At 72.2% G+C, this 25,604-nt stretch carries 26 protein-coding genes; 18 read left to right on the top strand and 8 right to left on the bottom strand.

From position 1 onward, the window contains the following. Positions 1-92: 92 nt before the first annotated feature. Genes ACIQNU_RS31025 through ACIQNU_RS31010 form a run of 4 tightly spaced genes read right to left on the bottom strand, consistent with a single transcriptional unit; the run spans position 93 to position 3,676 of the window. The gene (locus ACIQNU_RS31025) at positions 93-395 is read right to left on the bottom strand and encodes a DUF6295 family protein (RefSeq protein WP_401372747.1); all 303 of its coding nucleotides are present in this window, start codon (positions 393-395) and stop codon (positions 93-95) included. Between the two features lie 48 nt (positions 396-443). Next, entirely contained in the window at positions 444-1,187 is a 744-nt protein-coding gene (locus tag ACIQNU_RS31020; protein ID WP_401372745.1) for a dienelactone hydrolase family protein, read from the bottom strand. A 12-nt stretch (positions 1,188-1,199) separates the two neighbouring features. Next, a complete protein-coding gene (locus tag ACIQNU_RS31015; protein WP_401372742.1) occupies positions 1,200-1,745 on the bottom strand; it encodes a MarR family winged helix-turn-helix transcriptional regulator in 546 nt (181 codons plus the stop codon). Further along, on the bottom strand, positions 1,745-3,676 hold the full coding sequence (locus ACIQNU_RS31010; RefSeq protein WP_401372739.1) for an MFS transporter: 1,932 nt from the start codon (positions 3,674-3,676) through the stop codon (positions 1,745-1,747). The genes ACIQNU_RS31015 and ACIQNU_RS31010 overlap by 1 nt, the downstream gene beginning before the upstream one ends. 277 nt (positions 3,677-3,953) lie before the next feature. On the opposite strand from ACIQNU_RS31010, the gene ACIQNU_RS31005 reads away from it, so the two are divergent. Then, positions 3,954-4,343, top strand: coding sequence for a hypothetical protein (locus ACIQNU_RS31005; protein WP_401372737.1), 390 nt, complete (start codon positions 3,954-3,956; stop codon positions 4,341-4,343). Here ACIQNU_RS31005 and ACIQNU_RS31000 read toward each other — a convergent pair. Beyond that, positions 4,326-5,333, bottom strand: a complete 1,008-nt coding sequence (locus ACIQNU_RS31000; protein ID WP_401372734.1) for a hypothetical protein — start codon at positions 5,331-5,333, stop codon at positions 4,326-4,328. The genes ACIQNU_RS31005 and ACIQNU_RS31000 overlap by 18 nt on opposite strands. A 202-nt stretch (positions 5,334-5,535) precedes the next feature. On the opposite strand from ACIQNU_RS31000, the gene ACIQNU_RS30995 reads away from it, so the two are divergent. The 7 genes from ACIQNU_RS30995 to ACIQNU_RS30965 all read left to right on the top strand — a co-directional run bounded on the left by ACIQNU_RS30995 (position 5,536) and on the right by ACIQNU_RS30965 (position 13,568). Beyond that, entirely contained in the window at positions 5,536-5,916 is a 381-nt protein-coding gene (locus tag ACIQNU_RS30995) for an ArsR/SmtB family transcription factor (protein WP_401372732.1), read from the top strand. Further along, positions 5,913-6,476, top strand: a complete 564-nt coding sequence (locus tag ACIQNU_RS30990) for an SRPBCC family protein (protein WP_401372729.1) — start codon at positions 5,913-5,915, stop codon at positions 6,474-6,476. Before ACIQNU_RS30995 ends, ACIQNU_RS30990 begins: the two co-directional genes overlap by 4 nt. 275 nt (positions 6,477-6,751) lie before the next feature. Beyond that, complete coding sequence (locus ACIQNU_RS30985; protein WP_401372860.1) at positions 6,752-8,803, top strand: SpoIIE family protein phosphatase; 2,052 nt, start codon at positions 6,752-6,754, stop codon at positions 8,801-8,803. Positions 8,804-9,072: 269 nt separating this feature from the next. Further along, positions 9,073-9,579, top strand: a complete 507-nt coding sequence (locus ACIQNU_RS30980) for a DinB family protein (protein ID WP_401372726.1) — start codon at positions 9,073-9,075, stop codon at positions 9,577-9,579. A gap of 426 nt (positions 9,580-10,005) precedes the next feature. Then, positions 10,006-11,991, top strand: a complete 1,986-nt coding sequence (locus ACIQNU_RS30975; protein WP_401372724.1) for a ricin-type beta-trefoil lectin domain protein — start codon at positions 10,006-10,008, stop codon at positions 11,989-11,991. A gap of 48 nt (positions 11,992-12,039) precedes the next feature. Beyond that, positions 12,040-12,477, top strand: coding sequence for a nitroreductase family deazaflavin-dependent oxidoreductase (locus ACIQNU_RS30970; protein ID WP_401372721.1), 438 nt, complete (start codon positions 12,040-12,042; stop codon positions 12,475-12,477). A 95-nt stretch (positions 12,478-12,572) separates the two neighbouring features. Further along, positions 12,573-13,568 (top strand): phosphotransferase, encoded by a 996-nt coding sequence (locus ACIQNU_RS30965; RefSeq protein ID WP_401372718.1) that lies wholly within the window; start codon positions 12,573-12,575, stop codon positions 13,566-13,568. On the opposite strand, the gene ACIQNU_RS30960 is transcribed toward ACIQNU_RS30965, so the two are convergent. Then, positions 13,537-14,106 carry an ATP-binding protein gene (locus ACIQNU_RS30960; RefSeq protein WP_401372715.1) on the bottom strand — a complete coding sequence of 190 codons (570 nt, stop codon included), beginning with the start codon at positions 14,104-14,106 and terminating at the stop codon, positions 13,537-13,539. The two genes, ACIQNU_RS30965 and ACIQNU_RS30960, sit on opposite strands and share 32 nt — an antisense overlap. Before the next feature lie 259 nt (positions 14,107-14,365). On the opposite strand from ACIQNU_RS30960, the gene ACIQNU_RS30955 reads away from it, so the two are divergent. Next, the gene (locus ACIQNU_RS30955) at positions 14,366-14,599 is read left to right on the top strand and encodes a DUF5133 domain-containing protein (RefSeq protein ID WP_401372858.1); all 234 of its coding nucleotides are present in this window, start codon (positions 14,366-14,368) and stop codon (positions 14,597-14,599) included. Between the two features lie 149 nt (positions 14,600-14,748). Next, positions 14,749-15,567, top strand: coding sequence for a putative protein N(5)-glutamine methyltransferase (locus ACIQNU_RS30950; protein WP_401372712.1), 819 nt, complete (start codon positions 14,749-14,751; stop codon positions 15,565-15,567). A 169-nt stretch (positions 15,568-15,736) separates the two neighbouring features. On the opposite strand, the gene ACIQNU_RS30945 is transcribed toward ACIQNU_RS30950, so the two are convergent. After that, positions 15,737-16,171 carry a subtilase-type protease inhibitor gene (locus ACIQNU_RS30945; protein WP_401372709.1) on the bottom strand — a complete coding sequence of 145 codons (435 nt, stop codon included), beginning with the start codon at positions 16,169-16,171 and terminating at the stop codon, positions 15,737-15,739. A 418-nt stretch (positions 16,172-16,589) separates the two neighbouring features. Here ACIQNU_RS30945 and ACIQNU_RS30940 point away from each other — a divergent pair, with 418 nt between their 5' ends. From ACIQNU_RS30940 to ACIQNU_RS30930, 3 genes are all read left to right on the top strand, one after another. Further along, the gene (locus tag ACIQNU_RS30940) at positions 16,590-17,111 is read left to right on the top strand and encodes a SigE family RNA polymerase sigma factor (protein ID WP_401372706.1); all 522 of its coding nucleotides are present in this window, start codon (positions 16,590-16,592) and stop codon (positions 17,109-17,111) included. Next, a complete protein-coding gene (locus tag ACIQNU_RS30935) occupies positions 17,104-17,856 on the top strand; it encodes a hypothetical protein (protein WP_401372703.1) in 753 nt (250 codons plus the stop codon). The genes ACIQNU_RS30940 and ACIQNU_RS30935 overlap by 8 nt, the downstream gene beginning before the upstream one ends. An 83-nt stretch (positions 17,857-17,939) precedes the next feature. Next, positions 17,940-18,719 (top strand): DUF2470 domain-containing protein, encoded by a 780-nt coding sequence (locus ACIQNU_RS30930; RefSeq protein WP_401372700.1) that lies wholly within the window; start codon positions 17,940-17,942, stop codon positions 18,717-18,719. Positions 18,720-18,742: 23 nt separating this feature from the next. Here ACIQNU_RS30930 and ACIQNU_RS30925 read toward each other — a convergent pair whose 3' ends face one another. After that, a complete protein-coding gene (locus ACIQNU_RS30925; protein WP_401372856.1) occupies positions 18,743-19,741 on the bottom strand; it encodes a PP2C family protein-serine/threonine phosphatase in 999 nt (332 codons plus the stop codon). Between the two features lie 223 nt (positions 19,742-19,964). On the opposite strand from ACIQNU_RS30925, the gene ACIQNU_RS30920 reads away from it, so the two are divergent. The 5 genes from ACIQNU_RS30920 to ACIQNU_RS30900 all read left to right on the top strand — a co-directional run bounded on the left by ACIQNU_RS30920 (position 19,965) and on the right by ACIQNU_RS30900 (position 25,604). Continuing rightward, the gene (locus ACIQNU_RS30920) at positions 19,965-20,456 is read left to right on the top strand and encodes a nitroreductase family deazaflavin-dependent oxidoreductase (protein ID WP_401372697.1); all 492 of its coding nucleotides are present in this window, start codon (positions 19,965-19,967) and stop codon (positions 20,454-20,456) included. A 146-nt stretch (positions 20,457-20,602) separates the two neighbouring features. Beyond that, positions 20,603-22,489, top strand: a complete 1,887-nt coding sequence (locus ACIQNU_RS30915) for an NAD-binding protein (protein ID WP_401372855.1) — start codon at positions 20,603-20,605, stop codon at positions 22,487-22,489. A gap of 219 nt (positions 22,490-22,708) precedes the next feature. Further along, positions 22,709-23,233, top strand: coding sequence for a hypothetical protein (locus tag ACIQNU_RS30910; RefSeq protein WP_401372694.1), 525 nt, complete (start codon positions 22,709-22,711; stop codon positions 23,231-23,233). Between the two features lie 136 nt (positions 23,234-23,369). Further along, positions 23,370-24,827: a flotillin family protein gene (locus tag ACIQNU_RS30905; protein ID WP_401372691.1), complete on the top strand. Its 1,458-nt coding sequence runs from the start codon at positions 23,370-23,372 to the stop codon at positions 24,825-24,827. A gap of 99 nt (positions 24,828-24,926) precedes the next feature. After that, complete coding sequence (locus ACIQNU_RS30900) at positions 24,927-25,604, top strand: peptide deformylase (RefSeq protein WP_401372688.1); 678 nt, start codon at positions 24,927-24,929, stop codon at positions 25,602-25,604.

The following is a 25,604-nucleotide window of genomic DNA, read 5'->3' as shown; positions in this document are numbered from 1 at the left end:
GTCCGCGCTGTCCGTTTTCTTCACTTCTCCAGATTACCTCTGAATGAGAGGTATCAGGGAAAGGGGACGTCAAGGGTGGGCCAAGGCTGCTCCTACGCGGGCTCGGCCACGGATGCGGATACGGGTCCCGCCGCCGACGCCAGTCCGGGCGGCGCGAGCGCCAGCGCCTGGCGTACCGCCTCGATCAGCGCGAGCGCCGCCTCCTCGGTGAGTTCGACGGCGACGCGCGCCGACGGGCCCTGCGCCGGGTTGAGGAAGTCGATGTTGACGGTGTGTTCGTAGGGGGCGTGCTGGGGGTGGTCGATGTAGACCATGGCCTCGGTGAGCGGGAAGTACCCCTGCGCCCCCTTGCCGCTGCCTTCGATGGCGATCTTCTCCGTGAGATACGTGCACATGGTGTCGCCTTCCGCGTATGCGTGGGGGCCGGGGGTGGGTCGGGGTGGTCAGTCGGAGAGGTGGCGGCCGAAGAAGTCGAAGACCCGGTTCCAGCCCTCGACGGCGGCCTGCGGCCGGTAGCTGGGCCGGTCCACCGCGAAGAACGCGTGCCCGGCGCCTTCGAAGGTGTGGAACTCGTACGTCTTGCCGTGCTTGCTCAACTCGGCTTCCAGCTCGGCCGTTTCGGCGGGTGCCGGGTGCTGGTCGTCGGCGCCGAAGAGGCCGAGCAGCGGGGCGGAGAGGTTGCCCAGGAGAGGGGTGAGGGGTTCGGCGGCGAGCCCGAGCCCGGCGGGCGGGCTGCCGATGACGAACGCGCCGTAGCAGTCGACGGCGGCCTGGACGTCCAGGCTGCACGCGGCGAGCACGGACTGCCGGCCCCCGGAGCAGTAACCGATGGTGGCGACGCGCTGGTTGGACGACGGCAGGCCGCGCAGATACCGGATCGCGCCCGCCACATCGCCGACCAGCCGCGCGTCGGGGACACCGCCCTGGGCGCGGGCGGCGGCAGCCGCGTCGTCGGGGTCCGCGCCGGGGGCTTCGCGGCTGTAGAGGTTCGGGCACACGGCCGCGTACCCCTCGGCGGCGAATCGGCGGGTGATCTCCTTGGAGGCCCGGTCGTAGCCCGGCATGTGGTGGATGACCACGACACCGCCGAGCGGTCCCGGGGCGAGCGGCCGTGCGGAGTATGCCTCGATGAGGTCGCCGTCGTGACCGGCGAGCGTGACGGTCTCGGCGAGCAGTGCGTCGTACATGGGGTGCGTTCCCTAGGGGTGGGGGGCGGTACGGGGGGCGGTGGTGCGGGGTTCGGCGGTGCGGGGGCTCACGGTGCGGGGGGATCGGGAAGAGCGGCGGGCCTGGGTGCCGAGGGCGTCCAGGGCGGGCAGCGCGTCGTGGAGGAGCTGTTGGAGTTCCGGCGACAGGAGGGCGACCTCGCGGGCGAGATTGCTGGTGTTCTCTCGGCGTACGGACGTCAGCACCGTAAGCCCCGATGCGCTGAGGCCGACGAGGCTGGCGCGCTGGTCGAGCGGGTCGGGCTGCCGGTCGAGCCAGCCGGCGCAGACCAGCGGGTCGACCATGCGGGAGGCGGTGGACAGGGCGATGCCCATGCGGGACGCCAACTCGCTGATGCGCAGCGGGCTTTCGGCCTCCAGGACGGCGAGGGCCGCGAGCCTGCTGGGCGTCAGATCGGGGTGCACGGTCTGGCCGCGCAGCAGGGGCATCAGATGCTGGATGGCCGCGCGCAGCCGTCCGGCCAGTTCTCGTTCGGCCAGTTCGCGTTCGGCCGCGGGGGCGCCGTCCGGCTCCGGCATCAGGGGCTCCTCGGGTCGTTCGGGGGTGCGGTCGGTGTCACCCGGTGTGCCGTGCCCGGGGCGGACCGGGGCTCGGGGGCCGGGGCGACCGTCGCACCCGCCGTACGGGTACCCGCCGTACGGACACCCGGCTCACCGGCCAACGACTCGCCGGTGACCGGCGTTCCCGCGGCCCGCTCGCCGGTGACCGTCCGGCTGCCCCGGTCGTCATGGACGTACCGGCCGCCGCGCAGCAGCGAGGCCACCGCGGCGATCAGGCAGGCGGCGATGGCGAAGTCGAAGGCGACGGAGAGCCCGTCCGAGAAGGGGCCCGAGATCAGTTGCGGGAAGAACTCACGGCCCGTCAGATAGGAGGCATGGCCGGGCGGGAGGCCGCTGAGCACCTGGGGTCCGAGGAGGGTCGCGATCGGGTTGTAGCCGAGGAGCGAGGCGAAGAGCACGCCGACCGGGGGCAGCGAGGCGACCCTGGCGGCGTCGGCCGGCGGCACGCCCTGCGCGGTGAGGCCGGTGGAGAGGGTGTGCGGGAGGGCTCCGGCGAGCCCGGCGATCATCAGCGAGAAGAAGATGCCGATGGACAGGACCATGGCGGAGTTCTGGAAGGTGGTGCTGATCCCGGCGCCGACTCCGCGCTGGTCGGGCGGCAGGCTGTTCATGATGGCGGCCCGGTTCGGGGCGGCGAACAGGCCCATGCCGATGCCGTTGAAGAGCAGGATCAGCGCGAACGCCGGATAGCTGAAGTCGACGGGCAGCGCCTGGAGCGCCACGAAGGTCCCGGCGGCGATCAGCATGCCGCCGGTCGCGAAGGTGCGCGCCCCGAACCGGTCGGACGCCCACCCCGACACGGGCCCGGCGACCAGGAAGCCGACGGTGAGCGGCAGCATGTAGATGCCGGCCCACAGCGGTGTCTCGGAGAAGCTGTAGCCGTGCCGGGGCAGCCAGATGCCCTGGAGCCAGATGATCAGGATGAACATCAGGCCACCGCGCCCCAGTGAGGCGAGGAGGCTGGCGAGGTTGCCCGCCGTGAAGGCCCGGATCCGGAACAGCCCGAGGTGGAACATCGGCGAGGGCACCCGGGTCTCGACCACGCAGAACACGGCGAGTACGGCGATTCCGCCGCCGATCATGGCCAGCACCAGAGGGTTGGTCCAGCCCATGGGGTGTCCGCCGTAGGGCTGGATGCCGTAGGTGATGCCCGCGAGCAGCGAGACGAGCCCGACGGCGAAGGTGATGTTGCCCCACCAGTCGAGGCGCGCGGGCGTCCGGATCCCGGTGTCGCGCAGCCGCAGATACGCCCACACGGTGCCGAAGACGCCGAAGGGCACCGAGACCAGGAAGACCAGACGCCAGTCGAGCGGACCGAGCAGTCCGCCGAGTACGAGTCCGAAGAAGGAACCCGCGATCCCGGCGACCTGGTTGAGGCCGAGGGCGAGACCGCGCTGCCGGGCCGGGAAGGCGTCGGTGAGGATGGCGTTCGAGTTGGCCATGAGCATGGCGCCGCCGACGCCTTGCAGCACCCGCATGGCGATCAGCCAGAGCGCTCCCGCCGTGCCGTGCATCCAGGTCACCGAGAGCAGCACGGAGAACACCGTGAACACGGCGAAGCCCAGGTTGTACATGCGGGTGCGCCCGTACATGTCGCCGAGCCGTCCGAAGCTCACCACGAGCACGGCCGTGACCACGAGATAGCCCATGATCAGCCAGAGCAGCAGCCCGGTGTTGCCGGGCTGGAGCGGATCGACGCCGATGCCCCGGAAGATGTCGGGCAGCGCGATCAACATGATCGACATGTTGATCGTGGCGATCAGCACACCCAGGGTCGTGTTCGACAGGGCGATCCACTTGTAGCGAGGTCCGGGGACGAAGCCGCCGGGCGCGGCGGCCTTGGCCGGCTCCGGGCCGGGCTCCGACGATTCAGCGGCGGCACTTCCCACGGGACACCACTCCCACCGGGACAATTACTTGCTTGACTTCAACCAATTGACTTCAACCAATCTAGTCCCGATACGGGGTGGCGGCCACTACGGGACGGACCGGGCACCGCCCGCCGGAATGCGCGACACATTCGAGTGAATTGCGCGAGATGTCCGTTACGTGACTTACGGGTAACCTTGACGAGCGTCGTGGAAGCTGTCGACACGGGTGACGCCGGTGGCGCACCGCGACTCCCCCGCGACCCCCCTGCCCCCGACCGCTAAGGAACCCTCCCTCATGCGCGCTCTCCCGTCGTTCCGTAAGGCCGTCGTGGCCACTGGCCTCGCGGTCAGTTCCGTCGCCGTCGTCGGTCTCTCCGCGTCGGGCGCCGTCGCGTCCTCGGTGCCCCCCGAGCCGTTCAACCCCTTCAACCCCTCCTCCGGCCAGCAGCAGGGCCCCGTCCTCGGACAGGGCGGCGTCCTCGTGTCGAACCCGACACTCGCCGACGGAAAGACCACCGCGAAGGTGTACGAGTTCGGACCGCACCACTACGAGGCCGACATCTTCATAGGCAGCACGAAGGTGGGCGTCATCATCGCCAACGGGCACGACGCGTCCGCGCAGAACACCTTCCTGCGCGTCACCCTGCACCCGAACGGTGACCTGTCCTCATCCCTCCGCCGCTGACCGGGCCCCGCCCTGCCGGGCCACCCCCAGAAGGGACCCGCTCCGCCCGTCGGCCCAGAGGGAGAGCGGGTCCACATGCGGGCGCAGGAGCGCGGTCAGCTCCGGGTCGCCCCGGTCGTTCAGCTCGTCGGATGCGAGTTTGCGGGCCACTCCGGCGAGGAAGTCCGCGAGCTGGACACGCGGATCCGACCACGAGGCGACGAGCCGCAGCCCGGCCAGGGGCAGCGCGCTCCTGAGCCACGCGACGCGCTCGTCGGTGAGCATGTTCTGCCGGTCGTGCACCAGCGTCACGGGACGGCCCGGCCCGTGCGCGTGTGCGGCCGTCGCCGCGATCGCGGGGAACAGGGGGTCCATGGCCGGAATCGGGTCCGGGGTCCCGGCGATCCGCGCCCGGAACTCCTCGGCGCGGGGCCGTTCCCGCCGCAGCAGATCCAGAATCCCGCCCAGCCCGCCCCCGCCGTCGCCGGGCGGGCACAGACCGTCGGCCGCCTGGAAGAACACGTCGACAGGGTCGGCGTCCTCCACGCGGTATCTGACCCGCATCACGTCGTTGGACGCGATCAGGAAGCGCCGCCACCGCGCGCGCTCGGGCGTCCGGCGCCCCTCGCGGTAGAGCGCCACGGCGATCTCCTCGACCCCCGGGTCCCGGAACATCCCGGCGCCGGGCGGCCGTCCCGGCTCCCCGAGGAACAGCTCCACGACCCTGCCGACGGCGAAGAACGCCTTGTCCGTCAGATGCACCCCCGCCCCGCCGGCCAGCGGCCCCGACGGGCCGAGGAACCAGGTCAGGACCGGGCGGTGCTTCTCCCGGAGCAGATGGTTCGCCTTGTACTCACGGGCCGGGGAGCGCACCCGGTCCCGGATCTCCACCAGGGCCGCCTCCGCGACGCCGGTACCGACGCGCACGCCTGCGTGGGCGAACACATCGGTGTTGCCGCCGATGAGGTTCTCCCCGTCCGATCCGGACTCGTCACAGACGATCTCCAGCACCTGCCCGGCCTCCTGCGCAGCCTCTCCGTCGACCGGTTTCCGGCGACCGGGTCGACGCCTTTCATGATCGGTGATCGGGGCCTGGTTCTCCATGGGATATCCCGCCGCGCAGGGGGGCGGGGCGCGGCACAGCACAGCACCCGGGGACTGCGGGAGTCTCGTATACCTTGACAGGTATATACCGTACAAGGAATATAGAGCCGTGTCCGTGGATACGTTCTCCGTGCTCTCCGAACCCACTCGCCGCCGGATTCTCGACCGGCTCCTGGTGGGCGACAGCAGCGTCAATGAGCTGGTCGAGACGTTGCGGGTCAGTCAGCCCACGGTGTCCAAGCATCTGAAGGTGCTGCGCGACGCCGGTTTCGTGACGTGCCGTACGCAGGCACAACAGCGCATCTACCGGATTCACGCACGCCCCTTCCGCACCCTGGACGACTGGCTCCAGCCCTATCGCGCGCTGTGGGATCACCACCTCGACGCCCTTGAGCGCCATCTCGACGCGCTCGACGACCCCGGCCCAGACCCGGATACCGACCCCGCCCCCGATACCGCCCCCGAACGGAACTCCCAGGAGGAGTCATGACCCCCGACGCCTACCGTCCCAGCCCCATCGGCCAAGTCGACTACGCGCCCGCCGGCGACCGCTGGACGCTCGTCTTCACGCGCGATCTGCGGCATCCGCCCGAGAAGGTGTGGGCCGCGCTCACCGAGCCCGACCAGCTCGCCGCCTGGGCCCCGTACACCGCCGCCCGCGCCCTCGGCACACCGGGCGAGACCACGCTCACCATGATCGACGACGAAAAGCCGCAGGACCTGCCCGCCGAGGTGACACGCGCCGAACCGCCGACGCTCCTCGAATACACCTTCGGCGACGACGTCCTGCGCTGGGAGCTGACGGCCACCGGTCCCGGCACCCGGCTCACCCTGCACCACACCGTCCAGGCACGGGACTGGCTCCCGAAGGTCGCCGCGGGCTGGCACCTCTGCCTCGATGTCGCCGAGCACCTCCTCGACGGCGATCCGATCCCGCCGATCCGGGGCATGGCGGCGACAGAGTTCGGCTGGAACGAACTCAACGATCAGTACGCGCGCAAGTTCGACATCCCGAACACCGGCCTGCCCGAGCAGCCGGGGGACGAGTAGCCGGAAAACAAGTAGCCGCAGGAGACGGACACCGCCTCCTGACCGCCCCCGGCGCAGGCCGTCGGGATCGCTCCGCCTCGCCGTGCGGGAACGGCACGCAGCGGGCAGCCTTGTTGTTCGGGAGCCCGATCGGGCAGTCGTCCCGGAGGCGTGACAGGCCGAGGAGGCGATCCGTCGTGTCGGACTGGACATCCACCGGACAGCGGCCTGCCGTCGCCCCCGCGCCCGCCGCAGCCCCGGCCGAGGAGCCCCTTCTCACGCAGGCACTCGCCGACATGATGGACGACGTGCGGGCCCACGCCGGCGCCGTCTACCTCCTCGCACCCGATGAGCCGGTCCTGGTCATGGCGGTCATGGGGGGCCTCCCGAGATCCTTCGCCGCGCCCTGGGAGCGCGTCGCCCTCAGCACCCCGCTCCCGGTCGCCGACGCCGCGCGGGAGCGCCGCATGGTCTGGGTGAGCGGCGAGGAGGACATGTCGACGCGCTACCCCCGGGTCGCGGTCGTCGTCCCGTACGCCTTCACGGTGGCCTCCCTGCCGATCGCGGCGAACGGTGTCACCTACGGCGCGGTGTTCGTGATCTGGCCAGGGCCCGAGCCGCCGGAGGCGCCCGACCGGAAGCGGGAACTGCTCACCGCCGCCTGCGACCTGCTCGCCCTCCGCCTGGAGCATGCCGCCCGTGCGGGACGGCCCGTCGTCCCGCACGGGAATCCGCCGGCGCCCGGCCCGGCGAGCGTCGCGGCGGGCGCCGTCGAGGCGGTCCGCATGGTGGCGCGGCTGCCGTACGGGATGTGCGCGCTCGACCTCCAGGGCCGGGTCACGTATGCCAACACGGCGGCGGTCGACCTGCTCGGCACCACCCTCCAGCACATCCTGGGCAGACAGCTGTGGGAAGCGCTGCCGTGGCTCGACGACCCGGTGTACGAGGACCGCTACCGTGCCGCGCTGATCAGTCAGCAGCCGACCTCGTTCGTGGCACTGCGCCCGCCGGGAAGCTGGCTGTCGTTCCGGCTGTACCCGAGCACTCGCGGGCTCACTCTGCGGATCGTCGAGGCCAAGTCCCGTGCGGTTCCCGGGCGTTCGGACACGGAGCCCGACGCTCAGGCCGGGCGTCTGGTACACGTCTGGCACATCCTGAGCTTCGCGAGCGCCCTCACGGAGGCGGTCGGGGTGCAGGACGTGATCCAGCTCGTCGCCGACGAGATCCTGCCCGCGCTCGGCGGTGACGCGCTGGTGGTCCTCGGCTCGGAGCACGGGAGGCTGCGCGTACTGGGGCATCGCGGCTACCCGGACCCGTCCATGGTGGACCGCTTCGACGGGATGCCGCTCACCGCGCCGGGCCCCGGGGCCCATGCGCTCGTCACGGGTGTCCCGGCGTTCTTCGAGTCGCGGCAGGAGCTGGAACGGCTCTACCCCGGCCGCCGCACCACCCCCGACGGGCTCGCGGCCTGGGCGTATCTGCCGCTCATCGCCTCCGGCCGCCCGGTGGGCATCTGCGTCCTCGGCTACGCCGACGCCCGGTCCTTTCCGGCCGAGGAGCGGGCCCAGCTCACCAGCCTCGGCGGCCTGGTGGCGCAGGCCCTGGAGCGGGCCCGCCTCTACGACTCCAAGTACCGTCTCGCGCACGGCCTCCAGGACGCGCTGCTGCCGCACCGGCTGCCCCGGCTGACGGGCATCGAGGCGGCGGCCCGGTATCTGCCGGGGACCCGGGGCATGGAGATCGGCGGGGACTTCTACGATCTGATGCCGGCCGGTACCGGCGCCGCCGCGGTCATCGGGGACATCGAGGGACACAATGTCACCGCGGCCGGCCTGATGGGCCAGGTCCGCACGGCGGTCCGCGCCTACACGGCGGTCGGCCAGCCACCGACGGAGGTCGTCCGCAGCGTCAACCGGCTGCTGGTCGAACTGGACGCCGACCTGCTGGCGAGCTGTCTGTATCTCCATGTGGACTCCGCCGCCGACCGGCTGGTGCTGGCGCGGGCCGGGCATCCGCCGCCGCTGCTGCGCGGACCGGACGGCCGGGTCCGGGTGCTCGGCGTGGGTGGTGGCCCGCTGCTCGGGGTGGAGGCGGGCGCCACCTATCCGAGGACCGTGGTGCCCTTCCCGCCCGGTTCGCTCCTGGCCCTCTACACCGACGGGCTCGTCGAGTCCCGCGGCACCGACTTCGACGACGCCCTCGCGGAGTTCACGCACCGACTGGCCACCGCCCCCGCCCAGCCCCTGGAAGACCTCGCGGACCATCTCCTGCGCCATGGCGAGCAGAGCGGGGAACGCACGGACGACGTGGCCCTGATGCTGCTGCGGCACCTGGACGGCCACAGGTGACGGGCGCCCGGACCGCGAGTGGCCGCCGATGTCGACCGGGAGGGCCGGCAGCCGTCCCCCGTTGACGGCTGCCGGCCCGCACCGGCCCCTCTGCGCTCCGCCGCCGGCCGGTGAGGTTCCGGCGGCGCCTCGCCCCCGCAGCCTGCCTTCGGCGCCCCGGCCGTCACAAGCACTTCAACGTTCTTCGAACTGTCCGCGCCGTCGCCCCACCGCGGCGCACCCACCCCCGGCGCATAGGGTGATCCCTTCGCCACCGAAGGGGCCCCGCCATGACCGACGACCGCATCGCGCCTCCGCTGATCGCCGACGAGCGCGACATGCTGCGGGCCTTCCTCGACTACCAGCGCGCGACGCTCGCCATGAAGTGCGAGGGGCTGACCGACGAGCAGTTGCGGCGCCGGTCGATGCCGCCGTCGACACTGACCCTGCTCGGTCTGGTGCGGCACATGGCGGAGGTCGAACGGACCTGGTTCCGGCGGGTGATCGGCGCCGAGGACATTCCGCTGGTCTGGTCGGAGGACGGCGACTTCCAAGTGGCGTACGACGCCGAGGACTCGACACGTGCGGAGGCCTTCGACGCCTGGCGCGCCGAGGTCGAGCACGCCCGCCGGATCGAACAGGAGGCGGAATCCCTGGATGTGACGGGATATCAGGCCCGTTGGGGCGCGGACGTCTCGCTGCGCCTGGTGATGCTGCATCTGCTCCACGAGTACGCGCGCCACAACGGTCACGCGGACTTCCTGCGCGAGGGAATCGACGGGGTCGTCGGCGCCTGATCGCCCTCGGACGCCGCCGGTCAGGAACGGGCCCCATTCGGCCACATTGGTACGGACCTTACTGTCGACAGAAACGTCAACTACCGCTGAATCGTATTCAAGTTGCCTCTTCGGTGGGCACACCCAAAGGACAACTCGCTTTTCGTCCGGGCCCTTTCCCCATTTCCCTTGTTACGCGTGAGCCGTATGTGCCAGGGTGACAGCGTTACCGCACGAGCAATGGCCGAGTCAGCACCATCGGTCCCCTTGAGGGGAACGTCCTCCTGCCGCCCGACCCCAAAAGGCGTTCAGGCGGCGGCATCACACGGCCTGTCACGCCGAGGCCCCATCCCCCGAGCGCCGTCGGCAAGGTGTGCCGCCGCGGAGTCGTCCTCTCGCCGGCCTGATCTTCTGCGTGCCCCGTGCGCCCTGGAAGGACCTATCGCTGTGCCGTCCCCGCGCCCCCCTCGCCCCAGTTATCCGCCCAGCGCCGGGTCCGCGCCCGGCCGCCCCGACGACGACCTCACCGCCATCCTCAGGACGTCCACCGCCGATGAGGACACCCACGCCGTCGCGGCCCTGCTGATACGCCACTGGGAACCGGTCCACGACTACGCGGCGATCTGCTCCGCCGCATCGCCCGAGACCACGCCGATGCTCGCGGCAGCCGCCTTCCGCCGCGTCCTCGACGACCTCCGCAGGACCGAGCCCGCCCTCGCCCTGCGCCCCTTGTTCCTGCTCGGCGTACGGGACCTGGCCACGGCGTGGAGCACCGACCCCGCCATCGCCGCCCTGCTCCCGGAGGGCCGGGGGCCGGTCGCCGGACGGGATCCACGCGCCGGACGGGTACGCATCGCCGAGAACCGGCAACTCGCCGGACGCGCATTCCGGTCCTTGTCGAGAACCGCGCAGTACCTGCTCTGGCACACCGAGGTCGACGCCGAGCCGCTATCCGTACCGGCCGGTCTGCTGGCCATGGAAAACGGTGAGGCGGAAGTCAAAAGGGAACAGGCGCGCGATCAATTCAGGACAGCTTGCCTTCGCGCCCATATCGACCTGGCGACGCTTCAGGAATGCCGTTACTACAACCGCCTGCTCGACGTACCGATGCGTCGCGGCGGCCCCCTTCTGCCCGACGTGGAGCAGCATCTCCGCGCCTGTGAGCACTGCCGGTCAGCCGCCGAACAACTCAGCCATTTCAACGGGAAATTGGGCGTACTTCTTGCCGAATCCGTACTCGGCCGGGGCGCCCGCCCCTATCTCGCGGCACGGCTGAGCAGGCGTACCCCGGGCTTCCCGCCCCGTCCGGGATTCCCGTCCCGCGCCGCCTTCGCGACCCGCGCCGCCTTCCCGTCCCGGACGTCCTCGCCGTCCCGCTCCGCCGAAGGTCCCGCTCCGCGTGCGACCGGCGCGGGCCGGCACCGGCTGCTGCCCGTGATCGTGAAGGGCGCTCCCCGGCGCGACGGCGGCTCCCACCGCCGCGATTCGAAGACGGTCGTCGCGGGCATCGGGGTCGGCTCGGCGGTCCTGGCCGCGGCCGTCCTCACCGCCAGTCTGTGGCCGAGCGGCGCCGACGACGCCGGATCCGGCGGGGCCGCGGCGTCGCCCGGTGGCAGGCCGGCGACCCCGCCCGTCACCTCGCCGGACCTCCCGCCCGCGTCGGCCGGGCTCCCCGTCGACGCGCTGCGCAGCAGACTGCGCAATGCCGCCGCCGACCTGTGCATCGACGTCGTCGGCGGCAGGGCGGAGTCCGGCGCGGGCACCACGCTCGCCGACTGTTCGACGGCCCGGACACAGCAATGGGCGTACGAGGACGACGGACTGCTGCGCAGCCTCGCCGACACGGAACTCTGTCTGAACTCCCACGCGGACGACGGCACCGTGTCGCTCGGCCGCTGCGCCGGACCGACGGCGCCCGGCGCGGACGACGTGCGGTACGACCTGACGGTCCAGGGCCGGCTGATCACCCGTTGGGACGACGACCTCGCCATCGCTCCGACCGGTGCCGAGAAGGGCGCGGCCGTGGTGGTCAAGATCCGCGACGCGTCCCCCGAACAGCGGTGGCTGATCGACCCGATACCGATGAGCGCCAAGAACGCACCGACCGAGGGGGCGTCACCGTCGACGAAGAAGATCACCGACACTCCGGGCGACTCGGACGGCGCGCAGGCGGACTCGGACGAGGCCGGGGACCGGGGCCAGAGCGAGGACTCGGGCCGGGACACCGACCGCGACGGCGCCCCGGACGGGGAACAGGAGGACGCGCCCCCGCCGGCGCCCCGGTCCGACCGGCAGCAGATCGGCGCCGGCGTGACGGCACCGGCGGACGCCCTCCGCCACGAAGCTTTCCACCACGAAGCTTTCCGCCACGAAGGTGACCGCCGTTCGGGCGAGGCGAGGAAGATTTCCCCGCCGGGCGTTGTTGACTCGTGATCACCGGCTCTGCCGGGACACGGGACACCACGAGACGAAGGAGTCGCCATGCCGCTCGAAGGCGAGTACGAGCCGAGCCCCAGCCAGTTCGCCCGCGACCAGGTCGAACTGTACGAAAGCTCCGGCGGGACCAAGGGCACGACCATGCGGGGCCTGCCCGTCGTCGTTCTCACGTCGATCGGCGCCAAGAGCGGCAAGCTCCGCAAGAGCCCGCTGATGCGCGTCGAGCACGAGGGGACGTACGCGGTGGTCGCCTCGCTGGGCGGCGCCCCGAAGAACCCCGTCTGGTACTACAACGTCCTCGCCGACCCCCGCGTGGAACTCCAGGACGGCCCGGTCCGCCGGGACATGACCGCGCGTGAGGTGACCGGCGAGGAGAAGGCGCTCTGGTGGGACCGCGCCGTCGCCGCCTTCCCGGACTACGCCGACTACCAGACCAAGACCGACCGGCAGATCCCCGTCTTCGTCCTGGAGCCGACCGGGTGACTCGGCGGTACGAGTGACACCGCGGCGACGCGTCACGCCCCGGCGAAAGGAAAACGACGTGCCGGGGCGGCGACCCGCAGGCTAGCGTCGCTCGCATGAAGGACCAGCCCACGGACGTCGACGAGTCCGCACTGCGCCGTGCCCTGACCGCGTGGAAGATCGACACGGTGTCCCTCACGCACGCGCCGGTCGGCTTCGGTGACCATCACTGGACCGCTGTCGACGCTCGCGAACGGCGGTGGTTCGTCACCGTCGCCGACCTGGCGCACAAGCCGCACTGCGGAACCGGCGCGCGGGCCGCGTACGAAGGGCTGCGGCGCGCCATGGACACCGCCGCGTCGCTGCGCGAGGACCTGGACTTCGTCGTCGCGCCGGAGCGGACACCCGAAGGCCGGACCGTCCTGCGGCTCGACGAGCGGTACGCCGTCAGCGTGTTCCCGTTCCTCGACGCGACCGCCGGAGAGTTCGGACAGCCGCTCGACACCGGGGAACGGGGTCGCGTACTCGATCTCCTGGCGGCGCTGCACCGAGCCGCGCCGCCCGCGTCCGTACCCCTCCTCGCACCCGAACTGCCGTCCCGCGCCACCCTGGAGGCCGCGCTCGGCGCACTGGACCGGCCCTGGAGCGGGGGCCCCTACGCCGAGTCCGCGAGGGCGCTGGTCACCGAGCACGCGGTGGGGTTCCGGCGCCGCCTGGACGAGTTCGACCGGGAGACCGCCGCCCTGCGGGAGCGGAACGCGCCGGCCGTCGTCACCCATGGCGAACCCCATCCCGGCAATCTGCTGCGGCTCGGCACCCGGCCCCTGCTGGTCGACTGGGACACGGCGGGGCTCGCCGTACCGGAGCGGGATCTGTGGCTGGTGGCCCGTGGCGCGGACGACCTCGCGCGGTACGCGGAGGCCGCCGGGCGTGTGCCCGATCCGGCCGCGCTGGCGCTGTACCGGCTGCGCTGGGACCTGGACGACGTGTCCGTCTTCCTGGATCTGTTCCGGGGGCCGCACACCGGGACGGCCGACGCCGAGCAGTCCTGGGAAGGGCTGACCGGGACGCTGGCGCGGCTCACGGAGACGACGGACACGGCGACGGCGTAGAGGGGGAAGGCGCCCGCGCCGCCACGGCATCCCACTCGTCGGTGTCGAGGGCGCCGGCCGGGACGCCCACCGGCACCAGGGCCGGCACGTACGTCGGGCCGCGCATGGCCTCGCGCAGGGCCGGGGCCGGGATCGGCCAGGTGAGCGGCATCCGCTCGGCGGCCTCCACACGGCGCGTGAACCAGACGAGTTTGCCGCCGCCCGGCGTCCCGCAGGTGCCCCAGCCGTCGCTGAGGGCCGCGACCTTCGCCAGGCCGCCGCGCGCGGGGCCGAGCAACCGGGGCGGACGCCTGTCGTTGTCGGACACCGACGCGATCAGATGTCTGCCGTTCCACCACAGCTCGACGACGGCGTTCTTCGCGTCGGCGTGCTCGACGACGTTCAACAGGAGTTCGTCGACGCCCTGGCACACGGGCGCCACCTGGAGGTCGAGTTTCCAGTACTTGAGATGTGCGGCCAGAATGCGCCTTATCTGCGAAACCCGTTCCTGATGCGCCTCTACCTCGACGCAGTAGTAGCAAGGGGACGGATCGTTCATGTGCGTGGCTCCTCACCCGCGAAGCACAGTCGCTTTCCTCGCCCGTCAGGGACGAGCGCCGAATACGAAGCGTGAGCGGTTGTCGCTTCTGAGTTACTCCAGACTGCGGCCATTACTCCACTCGTGCAACACGAGAGGGATTTCACTTGCCCGGACCGCTCTGTTCCGGCGTGGCGGCTCCGGTCCGACAGGAGGACCGGACGGTTTGGGGTGAAGATGTCGGCGTCGACGCGAGTGCCGTCGGGAGGTGAGCGGTGTGATGCTTCTGCCGGACAAACCACAGGTCGCCGGACTGCTGGAGCGGTATCGGGTGTGGGAACGCCTGACGCTGGCCAATCCGTCGAACAAGGCGGCCCGCGGCCGGTTCGAGGACACGGCGTACACGCTGTGTGTGCTGATGGGGCAGCAGGACGGCCGCGAGGCGGTACTCGCCGCGGAGCGCTATCTCCGGGTGCGGACGGGGCGCTGTACCGTGTCCGACGCGCTCGGGTAGTGTTCCCTTTCCCAGCGAGGAACCACCGGGGAGGTGAGACACATTTCCGCCAGTTCAGGCCGGGTGCTCTCGCCTTTCGGCCGAGCGGTCCACCGCGCTTAGGTGACCGGGAGAGCGCCCTTCGGCTCCCCGAAAGGCATGCCTTCCCCATGACGGTCCCACCGCCACCCTCTCCTTCGCTTTCCCTGCCCACGGTCGTCTCCACGCTGCGCGCCGCCGGGTGCGTGTTCGCCGAGGACGAGGCACGGCTGCTCCTGTCCACCGCCCGGACCCCGGCGGAACTCTCCGCGATGGTGGAGCGCCGCGCGGCCGGTCTTCCCCTCGAACACGTCCTGGGCTGGGCCGAGTTCCACGGACTGCGGATCGCGGTCGACCCCGGGGTGTTCGTACCGCGCCGCCGCACCGAATTCCTCGTCGACCGCGCCGTGGACCTGGCGCCCCGGTCGGACGCCGTCGTCGTCGACCTCTGCTGCGGCTCCGGCGCGGTCGGCGCGGCGGTGGTCGCGGCGCTGGACGGTGCCGAGTGGTACGCGTCCGACGTCGACCCGGCCGCCGTGGCCTGCGCCCGCCGCAACGTCACCGGGGGCGAGGTGTTCGAAGGCGACCTGTTCGCCCCGCTGCCCGCAGGGCTGCGCGGCCGGGTCGACATCCTGCTCGCCAATGTGCCGTACGTGCCGTCCGGCGAGGTCGGGCTGCTGCCGCCCGAGGCGCGCGAGCACGAACCGCTGGTGGCGCTCGACGGCGGCGCCGACGGGCTCGACGTCCTGCGCCGGGTGACGGCCGGCGCGCCCCGCTGGCTGGCGCCCGGCGGCCATCTGCTCGTGGAGACGAGCGAGCGTCAGGCGGCCGGTGCCGTCGAGGTGTTCGCGCGCGACGGGCTCCCCGCGCGCGTGGAGCGCTGCGACGAGTTGTATGCGACCGTCGTCGTCGGTACGCGGCCCGGCGGCCGGGACGACCGGAGTCGCTGAGGCGGCCGGGATGGCCGGGGTGGCGCGGACTCCTGCAGTCCGCGCCACCCTCGGTTGGTGCTCGACCGGCCGGGCGGGGGCCAAACCCCACCCGGCCGGTCCCCCACTGGGACCCCCCACGCGCGCGACCAAGGCCCCCCACGGACCGTGATCGCGCAAGGTCCCGGTCTCAGAACGTGAAGAACGCCGAATCCTGGGCGTTCCTCACACAGTCGTTGCCGAAGGTCCGCTCGTACGTGACCCGGTGGCCCCGCCAGACGCCCTCCACGGTGACGACCACCGGGTCGTACTGCCGGGTGCACACACCGGTTCCGGTGTCCGGCAGGGCCGCGAAGTCACCGGCGGCCCGGGTGAGTTCGTCGCAGGCCCGCTCGGCGGCCGGGTGGGTGCCGGACGCCGTCGGCGCGCAGCTCAGGGTGGCGGCGCGCTCGGGCGCCGCGCTCGCCGCGCTCGCACCGCGGCCCACCGTGAGGACGAGGGCCGACGGCGCGTACAGCCCCGACGGCGCCGCGGCGGGGGCAGCGTGCGCGGGGCCGGTCAGCGGTCCGCAGAGTGCCGCTGTCATCAGCGTTCCCGTCGCTGCCCAGTGCGCGGTGTTCGGCATGGTGTGCGTCCTTCCGCTCGGGTGGATGCCCGGTGGATCGGTGCCTGGTGGATCGGTGCCTGGTGGATCGGTGCCTGGTGGATCGGTGCCTGGTCGGCGAGCGTGAGTCTGCCGAGTTCGGCGCCGGAATTCACGTCGACCCCCTGCGTTTCAGTAACCTTGCGTATTGAATCAGTGGCGTGAAGTGACGGAATACGGCCACGGGAATCCAGGAATCAGGCGGGCGCGGGGAGTTCCGTTCGGCCGTCTGGCCGGAATGTCGTCGTTCAGTAATCGGCCGGAAACATTCCGGGGGAGAACTCCGGCGGAGGTCGCGGGGATTTCGTTCGGCACCGGGGCAACCTGATGGCGCGCCCGCCCGGTTGAAGTGATGTGGTGACACATACGGCGACAAGGGCGCGACGGCGGGGGCTCGACGGTGGAGGAAGCGGTAGGGGACTTCGAGGAGTTCGTCACCGCGCGCGGTCCACGCCTGTTGCGGGTGGCGTGGCTCCTGACCGGAGACGCGCATCTGGCGGAGGACCTGTTGCAGACGGTCCTGGCGAAGGTGTGGCCGCGCTGGCGGCGGATCGCGGACCAGAACCCCGAGGGATACGTGCGCGCGGCCCTGTTCAACACGTATGCCTCGATGTGGCAGCGCCGTTGGCGGGGCGAGATACCGCATGGGGAGCTGCCGGAGGTGGCACAGCGCGGCGACGCCTTCGCGGCCGTCGACCTGGAGCGGTCGCTCGTCGAGGCGCTGCGCCGGCTGCCGCCGCGCCAGCGGGCCGTGGTGGTCCTGCGCTACTTCGAGGATCTGGACATCGCGGAGACGGCCCGGATCCTCGGCTGCCACCCCGGCACCGTCAAGAGTCAGACCTGGAAGGCGCTGGGCGTGCTGCGCGCCCATCTCGCCGTACCGGAGTACGTCGAGGCCGAAGGAGGTGACGTCCGTGCGTGAGCCCGATCCGGAGCAGGAGTTGCGGGTGCTGCTCGACCGGGCGGTGCCCCGGCTGGAGGCGCCGCCCGATCGAATGGACCGGATCCTGTGGCGGGTACGGCGGCGCAGGCGGCGGCGGGCCGCGGCGGTCGGCGCCTTCGCCGCCACCGCTGCCGTCGTCGCCCTGGTGCGGCCCTGGACTCCGGCCCCGGCGCCCGACAGCAGGGCGTCCGCCGCGTCCTCCCCAGCCACCTCCGACGTGCGGTTCCCCGATCTCGCGGATCTGGTGGTGACCGCGCCCAAGGGCTGGGACACGGTGACCGTCGAAGTCAGGTCGGGCACCACGGTCGTCGGATACGTGGGCAGCCAGAAGCTCACATCGCCCGCCCTGTCGTGCAACGACGAACTGGGCGGAGGCGGCATGTGCTCCACGGGGGTCACGCTGCGCGTCGTACCGATCGCCATCGCCTTCCGGCTGGTCCCCGACCCCGAACACCGGGCCGAGGACACACCCCAGCTCGCGCCTCCTGATGACACGAACCCTGACGAGCGCGACATCGGCTGCGGCCTGCTGGGCATGGAGGAGCAGGTCAGTACGGTGCGGTGGGCGCCGGACGATGTCGCAGGAGAGGGGCGGGCGCTCCGGACGTCGATGTGCGCCGACGAGAAGCCGACGACCCTGCTCGGCCCGGCCAAGGCCCTCATGAACTCCGTGGCGTTCGCGGGGGACGGCACGCCGGCGCCGAGCGTGACCGTGTACCAGTGACCGGCGCGTGACCGGCGCGCCCTGGCCCTCCCACCCCCGAATCCGCTAAGTTAGGCAAGGCTTACCTAATCTTGGAGGTACGGATGGGTGTCCGTCAGGCTGTCGCGACCGCCCCCACCGCGGCGGAACGGGCGCGTTCGATGCTCGCCGCCGCGTGGTCCTGCGCGGTGACGACGGAGAACTGCCGCGAGGAACTCGTCGGCGCACACGCCGTCACCGAGGACGGCGGGGTGCGGCTGTGCGTTCCCGACGACAGCGTGCTCGCCGCCGCCGCGGTGTGCGCGCCGCGCGGTGAGCCCACCGCACTCCTTGAGTTCTGCGACGCGGCCCCGGTGCCGGTACGGGACCGGATCCGGTCCCGGTTGTGGCTGTCGGGGCGGTTCGTCGCCGATACGGGCGCGGGGGCCGATGCGGGGGCGGTCGCGGGGGCCGACGAAGGCTGCGGGGTGGGGGCCGGGGGCGGGCATCTCCTGTTCAAGGTGTCGTGCGTGGTGCTGCACGCGCCGAGCGGCCATATCGGTGTCGACCCGGACGAGTTCACGCGGGCCGCGCCCGATCCGCTGGCCCTGGCGGAGGCGCATCTGCTCACGCATCTCGCCGACGCGCACGGGGACGCCGTCGAGTGGCTGACGCGGCTCGTGGACGCCGAGAGCCTGCACGGCGTGGTCCGCGCACAGCCGCTCGCGCTCGACCGGTACGGGCTGACGCTCCGCCTTGAGCGGGCCCGGGGCCACGGGGACGTACGGCTGCCGTTCCACCGTCCGGCGGACAGCCTGGCCGAGGTCACCGAGCGGATGCACGTCCTGATCGCCTCGGCCCGCGCACTCCGGCGCCCGGTGCTCCGGCCGCTCCCTGAGGACTGAGCCGCGCCCCTTCGAGGAGGCCGTCAGTCCCGGTACCGCAGAAGCAGCAGGGCCGCGTCGTCATGGAGCGGACCCTCCGTGTGCTGGAGAAGGTCCTCGCGCAGGGCGTCCAGAGCCGTTTCCGGGTCGGGGTCCTTCAGCAGGTGGGCGCGCCGTCCCAGTGGGTAGAAGCGGCCCTCGGCGTCGCGGGCCTCGGTCACGCCGTCGGTGTGGAGCAGGAGTTGGTCGCCGGGACCGAAGCCCACGCGGAACGGCCGGGGGGACTCGGTGCCGTGGATGCCGAGGCCGAGCGGCAGCGCGAACTGGGGCGGCTCGGGGAACTCGACCTGTCCGCCGTGGCGGACCACCATCGGCGCCGTGTGCCCGTAGTTGAGGAAGGTCGCGCCGCCGTCGGGGCTGATCTCGCCGATGAGCGCGGTGACGAACTTCTCGCCCTGGAGGGCACGGTCCACCGCCCGTTCCACCCGCGCGCCGACCGCCGGCAAGCCGTCCTCGTCGTGCGCCGCCTCGCGGAACGCGCCGAGCACCACGGCCGCCGTCTCCACCGCGTCGAGCCCCTTGCCCTGGACGTCGCCGATGATGACGCGGACCCCGCCGGGCGCCGGTACGACCTCGTACAGATCTCCGCCGATCCGGGCCTCGGCGACCGCCGACATGTACGAGACGGCGGCCCGCAGATGTCCCGCGCCGCGCGGCACCGGGCGGAGCAGGACGCGTTGGGCGACCTCCGCGATCGAGCGGAAACTCGCCAGTTCGGCCTCCCTGCGCTGCCGCATCAGCGCCGCCACGACGCCCGCCACGGTGACCCCGGCGACCGAGGCGAGGGCGGTGTAGCCGCGCCGGTTCTCGAAGAGGTCGTTGTACACGCCGAGTCCGTAGCACAGGAGCAGGGCGATGAGGCCGATCAGGGCGGTGCGGCGCCAGCCGCCGACGAGTCCGCCGAAGGCGGGACCGAGCGAGACGAGAGGCAGCAGACCGACGCCGGGGCCGACCGACAGGTCGACTGCGGCCACGACGGCCATCACGGCGAACGGGAGCACGGAGAGCACCGTGTGACCGGTACCGGAACCGTCTCCTCCGCCGACACGCCGTATTCGCCCTGGATTGCTCACGCCTGACCCCCTTGGCCCCTTCCCGAAGGGAGACTATGCAAAGGTCACCGTGGAGACTCGTTCCCGCCACGGTGCTGTTATCGAATCGAAGCCGGTCGGCCGGGTGTCCGGGTCGTCGGCGAAAAGGGGCAGCATGGCGCGCAAGGTCCGCGAGACGCCGTCACCGACGGGCTGGCGGCGGCGTCTGGCCCGCGCCCCGATCCTGCTCTACCGCTGGCACCTGGGCGCCCTGCTCGGCCACCGGACCCTCCTCCTGACGCACACGGGCCGCACCTCGGGCGAGGCCCGTCAGGTGGTCCTGGAGATCACCGGACGGGACCGGGCGACGGGCGCGTACCACCTGGCGTCCGGCTTCGGCCCCGGCGCGCAGTGGTACCGGAACGTCCGCGCCACCCCCGATGTGACGGTCCAGGTCGGCAGGCACCGCGTCGCGGCGGTCGCCCGCGCCATGAGGCCGGAGGAGTCGGGCCGCGCCATGGCCGGCTACGCACCCCGCCACCCGAGGGCCGCACGGCGGCTGATGGAGGCGTGCGGGATCGAGACGGACGGCACGGCGGAGGACTACTACCGTGTCGGCCACGACCTGATCCCGTTCGTCGAGGTGACACCCGTACGCCGACTCTGAGCCCGTGCCGTGGGCGGCCGGGCCCGGACCGCGATCCGGAAAGATCGCGAAGGGCGTGAAACCGTGGACGGCGTGCGGCAGTCTTACTCCTCGTGCCCGCTCTCCCCACGCAACCAGCAGCCGCTCCCGCCGCTCCCTCCGGACACATGGTCGTCTGCGGGGACGACGCCCTCGGGCGGCGCCTCGCCACCGAACTCCGGTCCGTGTACGGGGAGCACGTGACGCTCGTCCTGCCACCCGCCGGCCGGGGCGCACGCCCGACCGTGGTGGGCCGGGCCCGCGCCTCCGCGTTCATCGGCCGGGTCTCCGCCGTGATGAACCGCGCGGCGGGCAACGGCGAACCCGCCCTGCCCGAACGGCTGGTGGAGGCCGACGAGGTGACCGACGAGGTGCTGGCCGACGCGGGGGTGGAACGGGCGGCGGCGCTCGCGCTGGTGCACGACGACGACGAGACCAACATCCGTACGGCGCTCGCCGCCCGCCGTCTCAACCCCCGGCTGCGGCTGGTGATCCGGCTCTACAACCGCAGGCTCGGCCAGTATCTGGAGGCCGTGCTCGACCAGGCGGCGGCGCTCGCGGCGCCCGGGATGTCTGCGCGGGAGTTCGACGCGTCGACGACGATCCTGTCCGACGCCGACACGGCCGCACCGGCGCTCGCGGCGGCGGCCGTCGCGGGCACCAGCAAGGTGGTCGAGGCGGAGGGGCTGATCCTGCGGGCCGCCGAACGTACGGGCCCCGGAGTTCCCGGCAGGTCCGACATCTGCACCCTGGCGCTCCTGTCGGACCCGTCCGCCGAACCGGCGCCCGACGGGGGCGTGCCGGGGCCCCAACTCCTGCCCGACGAGGAGACGGTGGCGGCGGGGGCCGCGCGTGGGCGGGTCGTCCTGGAGACCGTGTCGTACTCGGGGCCGGATCTGCCGGGCCGGCGGAGCGTACCGCTCGGCCATCTGCTGTCGCGGCGGCTGCGCTGGTCGTTCGCGGGCCTGGTCGGTGCGGTCCTCGCGCTGGCGGTCGCCGCGATGCTCACCACCAGCGACCGCGACTATCCGCTGCACGCCGTGTATCTCACACTGCTCGACCTGTTCTCCATCAACGAGCCCGCCACCGGCGAACCCGCCGCCCGCCAGATCCTTCAACTCCTCTCCGGCCTGGTCGGGTTGCTGCTGCTCCCGGTGCTGTTCGCGGCGGTCCTTGAGGCGCTCGGCACCTTCCGCAGCAACTCGGCGGTACGCAGGCCGCCGCGCGGGCTGTCCGGGCATGTCGTTCTGCTGGGCCTCGGCAAGATCGGAACCCGGGTACTGGCCCGGCTGCGGGAACTCGACATTCCCGTGGTGTGCGTCGAGTCCGACCCGGACGCCCGGGGGCTCGCGCTGGCCCGGCGGTTAAGGGTTCCGGTGGTGCTCGGGGACGTGACGCAGGAGGGCGTACTCGAAGCGGCCAAGGTGCACCGTGCGCACTCGCTGCTGGCGCTGACCAGCGTGGACACGACGAATCTGGAGGCCGCGCTGTACGCCAGGTCGGTCGACCCCGGACTGCGCGTGGTGATGCGGCTGTACGACGACGACTTCGCGACCGCCGTGTACCGGACCCTGCGCAGCGCGCATCCACGGGCGACGACGCGCAGCCGCAGCGTCTCCTATCTCGCGGCGCCCGCCTTCGCCGGGGCGATGATGGGGCGGCAGATCCTCGGGGCGATCCCCGTCGAGCGGCGGGTGCTGCTCATCGCCGCCGTCGAGGTCGCCGGACATCCTCAGCTCGCGGGCCGTACGGTCGCGGAGGCGTTCCGGCCCGGGGCGTGGCGGGTGCTGGCCCTGGACACGGGGTCCACCGGATCGGCGCCCACGATCCCGGCCCCCGCCCCGCCACCCGATGCCCGGGGCACCGCGACACCACCCCGGCTCCTCTGGGAGCTGCACCCCGGCTACGTGCTGCGCCCCGAGGACCGCGTGGTGGTCGCGGCGACCCGCTGGGGCCTGGCCGACCTCCTGGGCCACCGCCCCGACGCCAGGGCCGGCGATCACGCGCACCCGTGACCCCGGCCGGGCCCGGCGTGACCCCGGCGTGACCCCGGCCCCGCGCCCGGCATCAAAGAAGCGTAAAGACTGCCGGAACCCGGCAATGTGTTCCATGATGTGTTCATGCGATCATGGCGGTGGTCAAGGTAGCGCCAGGGCCGGTACAGGACCCGGGCCGGGCGGAGCCAAGGCCGAGCGGGACATGAAGGAAGACGGCTGCACGGAGGGGGTTCGACGATGACCTGGTTTCTCGGATTGGGTATCGCGGGCCTCGCCGTCCTCGCTCTCTCCCTCGTCTTCGACGGGGTCATCGAAGGGCTCTTCGGCGGCGTCTCCGTCATCGACGGACTGTTCGACGGGTTCCTGTCCCTCCCGGTCATCGCCGGATTCGTGTCGATGCTCGGCTTCGGCGGAGCCATCGTCCTCGGCGCCACCTCACTCGGTACGGGCCCCGCGACCGTCGCGGGCGCGGCGGCAGGCACCGGCGCGGCCTGGCTCACCTGGCGCTTCAGTCGGGCCCTCATGCGGGACCAGACCGCGGCCACTCCCCGGGGCACCGACCTCGTGGGCACCGCGGGCAGTGTCGTCACCGCGATCCCGGCCGACGGCTACGGCGAGGTCATGCTCCGCCTCGGGGGCCAGCCGATGAAGTTCTCGGCCCGCAGCGCGGTCGCCGTCGCGTACGGCGCCGAGGTCTGGGTCGAGGCGGCGCCCACGCCCACCTCGGTCGTGGTCCGGCCCGTCCACACCGAGGGCGACTGACCGCCCACTCCCCCACCCCACGTAACACCACGCACCACTGCACACCGCTACACACCACCGCACACCGCCAACACCCACCAATACCCACACGTACCGCTTCGATCTGCCGTCCCCGGAAGGCAGGGGGGATCACCTCATGAGCCCAGTCGCCATATCCGTCATAGGAGTCGTCGTACTCCTCGTCCTGCTCGCTCTCATCGTCGTCACGCGCTACAAGGTCGCCGGGCCCAGCGAAGCCTTCATCGTCACGGGGCGGCGCGGCAAACAGTCCACCGACCCGGAGACCGGGCGGGTGTTCACGGACAACAGCGGCCAGAAGGTCGTGGTCGGCGGCGGCGTGTTCGTCGTGCCGTTCGTGCAGCAGAAGTTCACGCTCGACCTGTCCAGCCGGCACATTCCGATCGCCGTGCGCGGCGCGGTCACGCTGCGCGGTGTGAAGGCCAACCTCGAAGGCGTCGCGATCGTCAAGGTCGGCGGCACCGAGGACTCCATCCGCGCGGCGGCCCAGCGGTTCCTCGCCCAGCAGGGCGGCATCGTCGGCTTCACGCAGGAAGTGCTCTCGGGCGCCCTGCGCTCCATCGTCGGCCGGATGTCGGTCGAGGACATCATCCGGGACCGGGCCGCGTTCGCGGGGCAGGTCGCCGAGGAGGCGGAGGCGAGCCTGTCCGGACAGGGCCTCGTCCTCGACGCCTTCCAGATCCAGGACATCACCACCGAGGGCTCCTACCTGGAGGACCTGGGCCGCCCCGAGGCCGCGCGCGCCAAGCAGGAGGCCGACATCGCCGAGGCGGTCGCCCGGCGCGCCGCCGAGCAGGCACGTCTCAAGGCCGAGGAAGAGATCGCCATCGCGCAGCGGACCCTGTACCTGAAGCAGGCCGAGATCAAGGCGCAGACGGACGAGGCCGCGGCGACGGCGAACGCGGCGGGTCCGCTCGCCGAGGCCGCGCGGCGCCAGCAGGTCCTCAGCGAGCAGGAGAAGGTCGCCGAGCGGCAGGCCGCGCTGACCGACCGCGAGCTGGACACCCAGATCCGCAAGCCCGCCGACGCGGCCCGCTACCAGGCCGAGCAGGAGGCCGAGGCGCGGCGGATCGCGCAGGTCAAGGAGGCCGAGGCGGACGCGCAGCGGTCGCGGCTCACCGGTGAGGGCGAGAAGGCGCACCGTGCCGCGCTCGCCGACGCCGTCCGTATCGAGGGTGAGGCCGAGGCCGCCGCGATCGGTGCGAAGGGTGCCGCCGAGGCGGACGCCATGCGCAAGAAGGCGGACGCGTTCGCGCAGTACGGCGACGCGGCGGTGCTCCAGATGCTGGTCGAGGTGCTTCCGCAGGTCGTCGCCAAGGCGTCGGAGCCGCTGAGCGCCGTCGAAAAGATGACGGTGATCTCCACGGACGGCGCGAGCCAGCTGTCCCGTACGGTCGCCGACAATGTCGCCCAGGGCGTCGAACTCCTCAGCTCCACCACGGGAGTCGACCTGGCCGCGCTCCTGAAGAACCTGGGGCAGGGCGGTACGTCCGACAAGGGCGCCGGATCCGCCGAGGTGGCGGCCGAGACGGCAGGCGGCGGCAAGGTCAACGGCAAGATCGAGCTGACCGACTGAGAGCGGGGCCCCTCCGGGGGCGCGGGGCGTATGCCGAGGGGATCGGCGTGCGCCCCGCGCCGCGTTGGGCATCCCGGCCGCGTTTGGCATTCTGGCCGCATGACCACTCCCGCCGGACGCCGTGACCCCGTCACACCCACTGACCTCGTCACCGCCGCCGACCTCGTCGCCTTCGTGGACGAGCTGCTGGCCGTTCCGGGGCCGCTGCCGATCGTCGCCGCGGGCCATCCGGTGCTACGCCGCCCCGCGCAGCCCTTCGACGGCCAATTGGACCCCGTACGCCTGGCGGCCCTCGTCTCGGCGATGCGCGACACGATGCGCGCGGCGCCCGGCGTCGGGCTCGCCGCCCCGCAGATCGGTGTGCCGCTGCGGCTCGCGGTCATCGAGGACCCGGCCCCCGTGCCGCCGGAGATCGCGGAGGTGCGCGGCCGGGTGCCGCAGCCGTTCCGGGCGCTGATCAATCCCGAGTACGAGCCGGTGGGCACGGGACATGCCGCGTTCTTCGAGGGCTGTCTGAGCGTGCCGGGGTGGCAGGCGGTCGTGGCCCGGCACGACCGGGTGTGGCTGCGGGCGCTGGACGAGCACGGGCGGGTGGTGGACGAGGAGTTCGCGGGCTGGCCGGCGCGGATCGTCCAGCACGAGACGGACCATCTCGACGGCACGCTGTATCTGGACCGGGCGGAGTTGCGTTCGCTGTCGTCGGCCCAGGCGATGGCGGAACGCTGGACGCAGCCGACGCCGGCGGAGGCCGCGGAGGCGCTCGGCTTCCGGTGCTGA

The organism is Streptomyces sp. NPDC091292, assembly GCF_044757265.1.
In the GTDB taxonomy this organism is placed as follows: domain Bacteria; phylum Actinomycetota; class Actinomycetes; order Streptomycetales; family Streptomycetaceae; genus Streptomyces.
Note: the sequence above shows the minus strand (reverse complement) of the source record. Positions and strands in the feature narration are given on the sequence as shown.

Excerpts from the sequence above, each read along its gene's own strand:
- ACIQNU_RS31025 (WP_401372747.1), bottom strand. The coding sequence starts at position 395 with ATGTGCACGTATCTCACGGAGAAGATCGCCATCGAAGGCAGCGGCAAG.
- ACIQNU_RS31020 (WP_401372745.1), bottom strand. The coding sequence starts at position 1,187 with ATGTACGACGCACTGCTCGCCGAGACCGTCACGCTCGCCGGTCACGAC.
- ACIQNU_RS31015 (WP_401372742.1), bottom strand. The coding sequence starts at position 1,745 with ATGCCGGAGCCGGACGGCGCCCCCGCGGCCGAACGCGAACTGGCCGAA.
- ACIQNU_RS31005 (WP_401372737.1), top strand. The coding sequence starts at position 3,954 with ATGCGCGCTCTCCCGTCGTTCCGTAAGGCCGTCGTGGCCACTGGCCTC.
- ACIQNU_RS30990 (WP_401372729.1), top strand. The coding sequence starts at position 5,913 with ATGACCCCCGACGCCTACCGTCCCAGCCCCATCGGCCAAGTCGACTAC.
- ACIQNU_RS30985 (WP_401372860.1), top strand. The coding sequence starts at position 6,752 with ATGATGGACGACGTGCGGGCCCACGCCGGCGCCGTCTACCTCCTCGCA.
- ACIQNU_RS30980 (WP_401372726.1), top strand. The coding sequence starts at position 9,073 with ATGACCGACGACCGCATCGCGCCTCCGCTGATCGCCGACGAGCGCGAC.
- ACIQNU_RS30970 (WP_401372721.1), top strand. The coding sequence starts at position 12,040 with ATGCCGCTCGAAGGCGAGTACGAGCCGAGCCCCAGCCAGTTCGCCCGC.
- ACIQNU_RS30965 (WP_401372718.1), top strand. The coding sequence starts at position 12,573 with ATGAAGGACCAGCCCACGGACGTCGACGAGTCCGCACTGCGCCGTGCC.
- ACIQNU_RS30960 (WP_401372715.1), bottom strand. The coding sequence starts at position 14,106 with ATGAACGATCCGTCCCCTTGCTACTACTGCGTCGAGGTAGAGGCGCAT.
- ACIQNU_RS30955 (WP_401372858.1), top strand. The coding sequence starts at position 14,366 with ATGCTTCTGCCGGACAAACCACAGGTCGCCGGACTGCTGGAGCGGTAT.
- ACIQNU_RS30950 (WP_401372712.1), top strand. The coding sequence starts at position 14,749 with ATGACGGTCCCACCGCCACCCTCTCCTTCGCTTTCCCTGCCCACGGTC.
- ACIQNU_RS30945 (WP_401372709.1), bottom strand. The coding sequence starts at position 16,171 with ATGCCGAACACCGCGCACTGGGCAGCGACGGGAACGCTGATGACAGCG.
- ACIQNU_RS30930 (WP_401372700.1), top strand. The coding sequence starts at position 17,940 with ATGGGTGTCCGTCAGGCTGTCGCGACCGCCCCCACCGCGGCGGAACGG.
- ACIQNU_RS30925 (WP_401372856.1), bottom strand. The coding sequence starts at position 19,741 with ATGGCCGTCGTGGCCGCAGTCGACCTGTCGGTCGGCCCCGGCGTCGGT.
- ACIQNU_RS30920 (WP_401372697.1), top strand. The coding sequence starts at position 19,965 with ATGGCGCGCAAGGTCCGCGAGACGCCGTCACCGACGGGCTGGCGGCGG.
- ACIQNU_RS30915 (WP_401372855.1), top strand. The coding sequence starts at position 20,603 with ATGGTCGTCTGCGGGGACGACGCCCTCGGGCGGCGCCTCGCCACCGAA.
- ACIQNU_RS30910 (WP_401372694.1), top strand. The coding sequence starts at position 22,709 with ATGACCTGGTTTCTCGGATTGGGTATCGCGGGCCTCGCCGTCCTCGCT.
- ACIQNU_RS30905 (WP_401372691.1), top strand. The coding sequence starts at position 23,370 with ATGAGCCCAGTCGCCATATCCGTCATAGGAGTCGTCGTACTCCTCGTC.
- ACIQNU_RS30900 (WP_401372688.1), top strand. The coding sequence starts at position 24,927 with ATGACCACTCCCGCCGGACGCCGTGACCCCGTCACACCCACTGACCTC.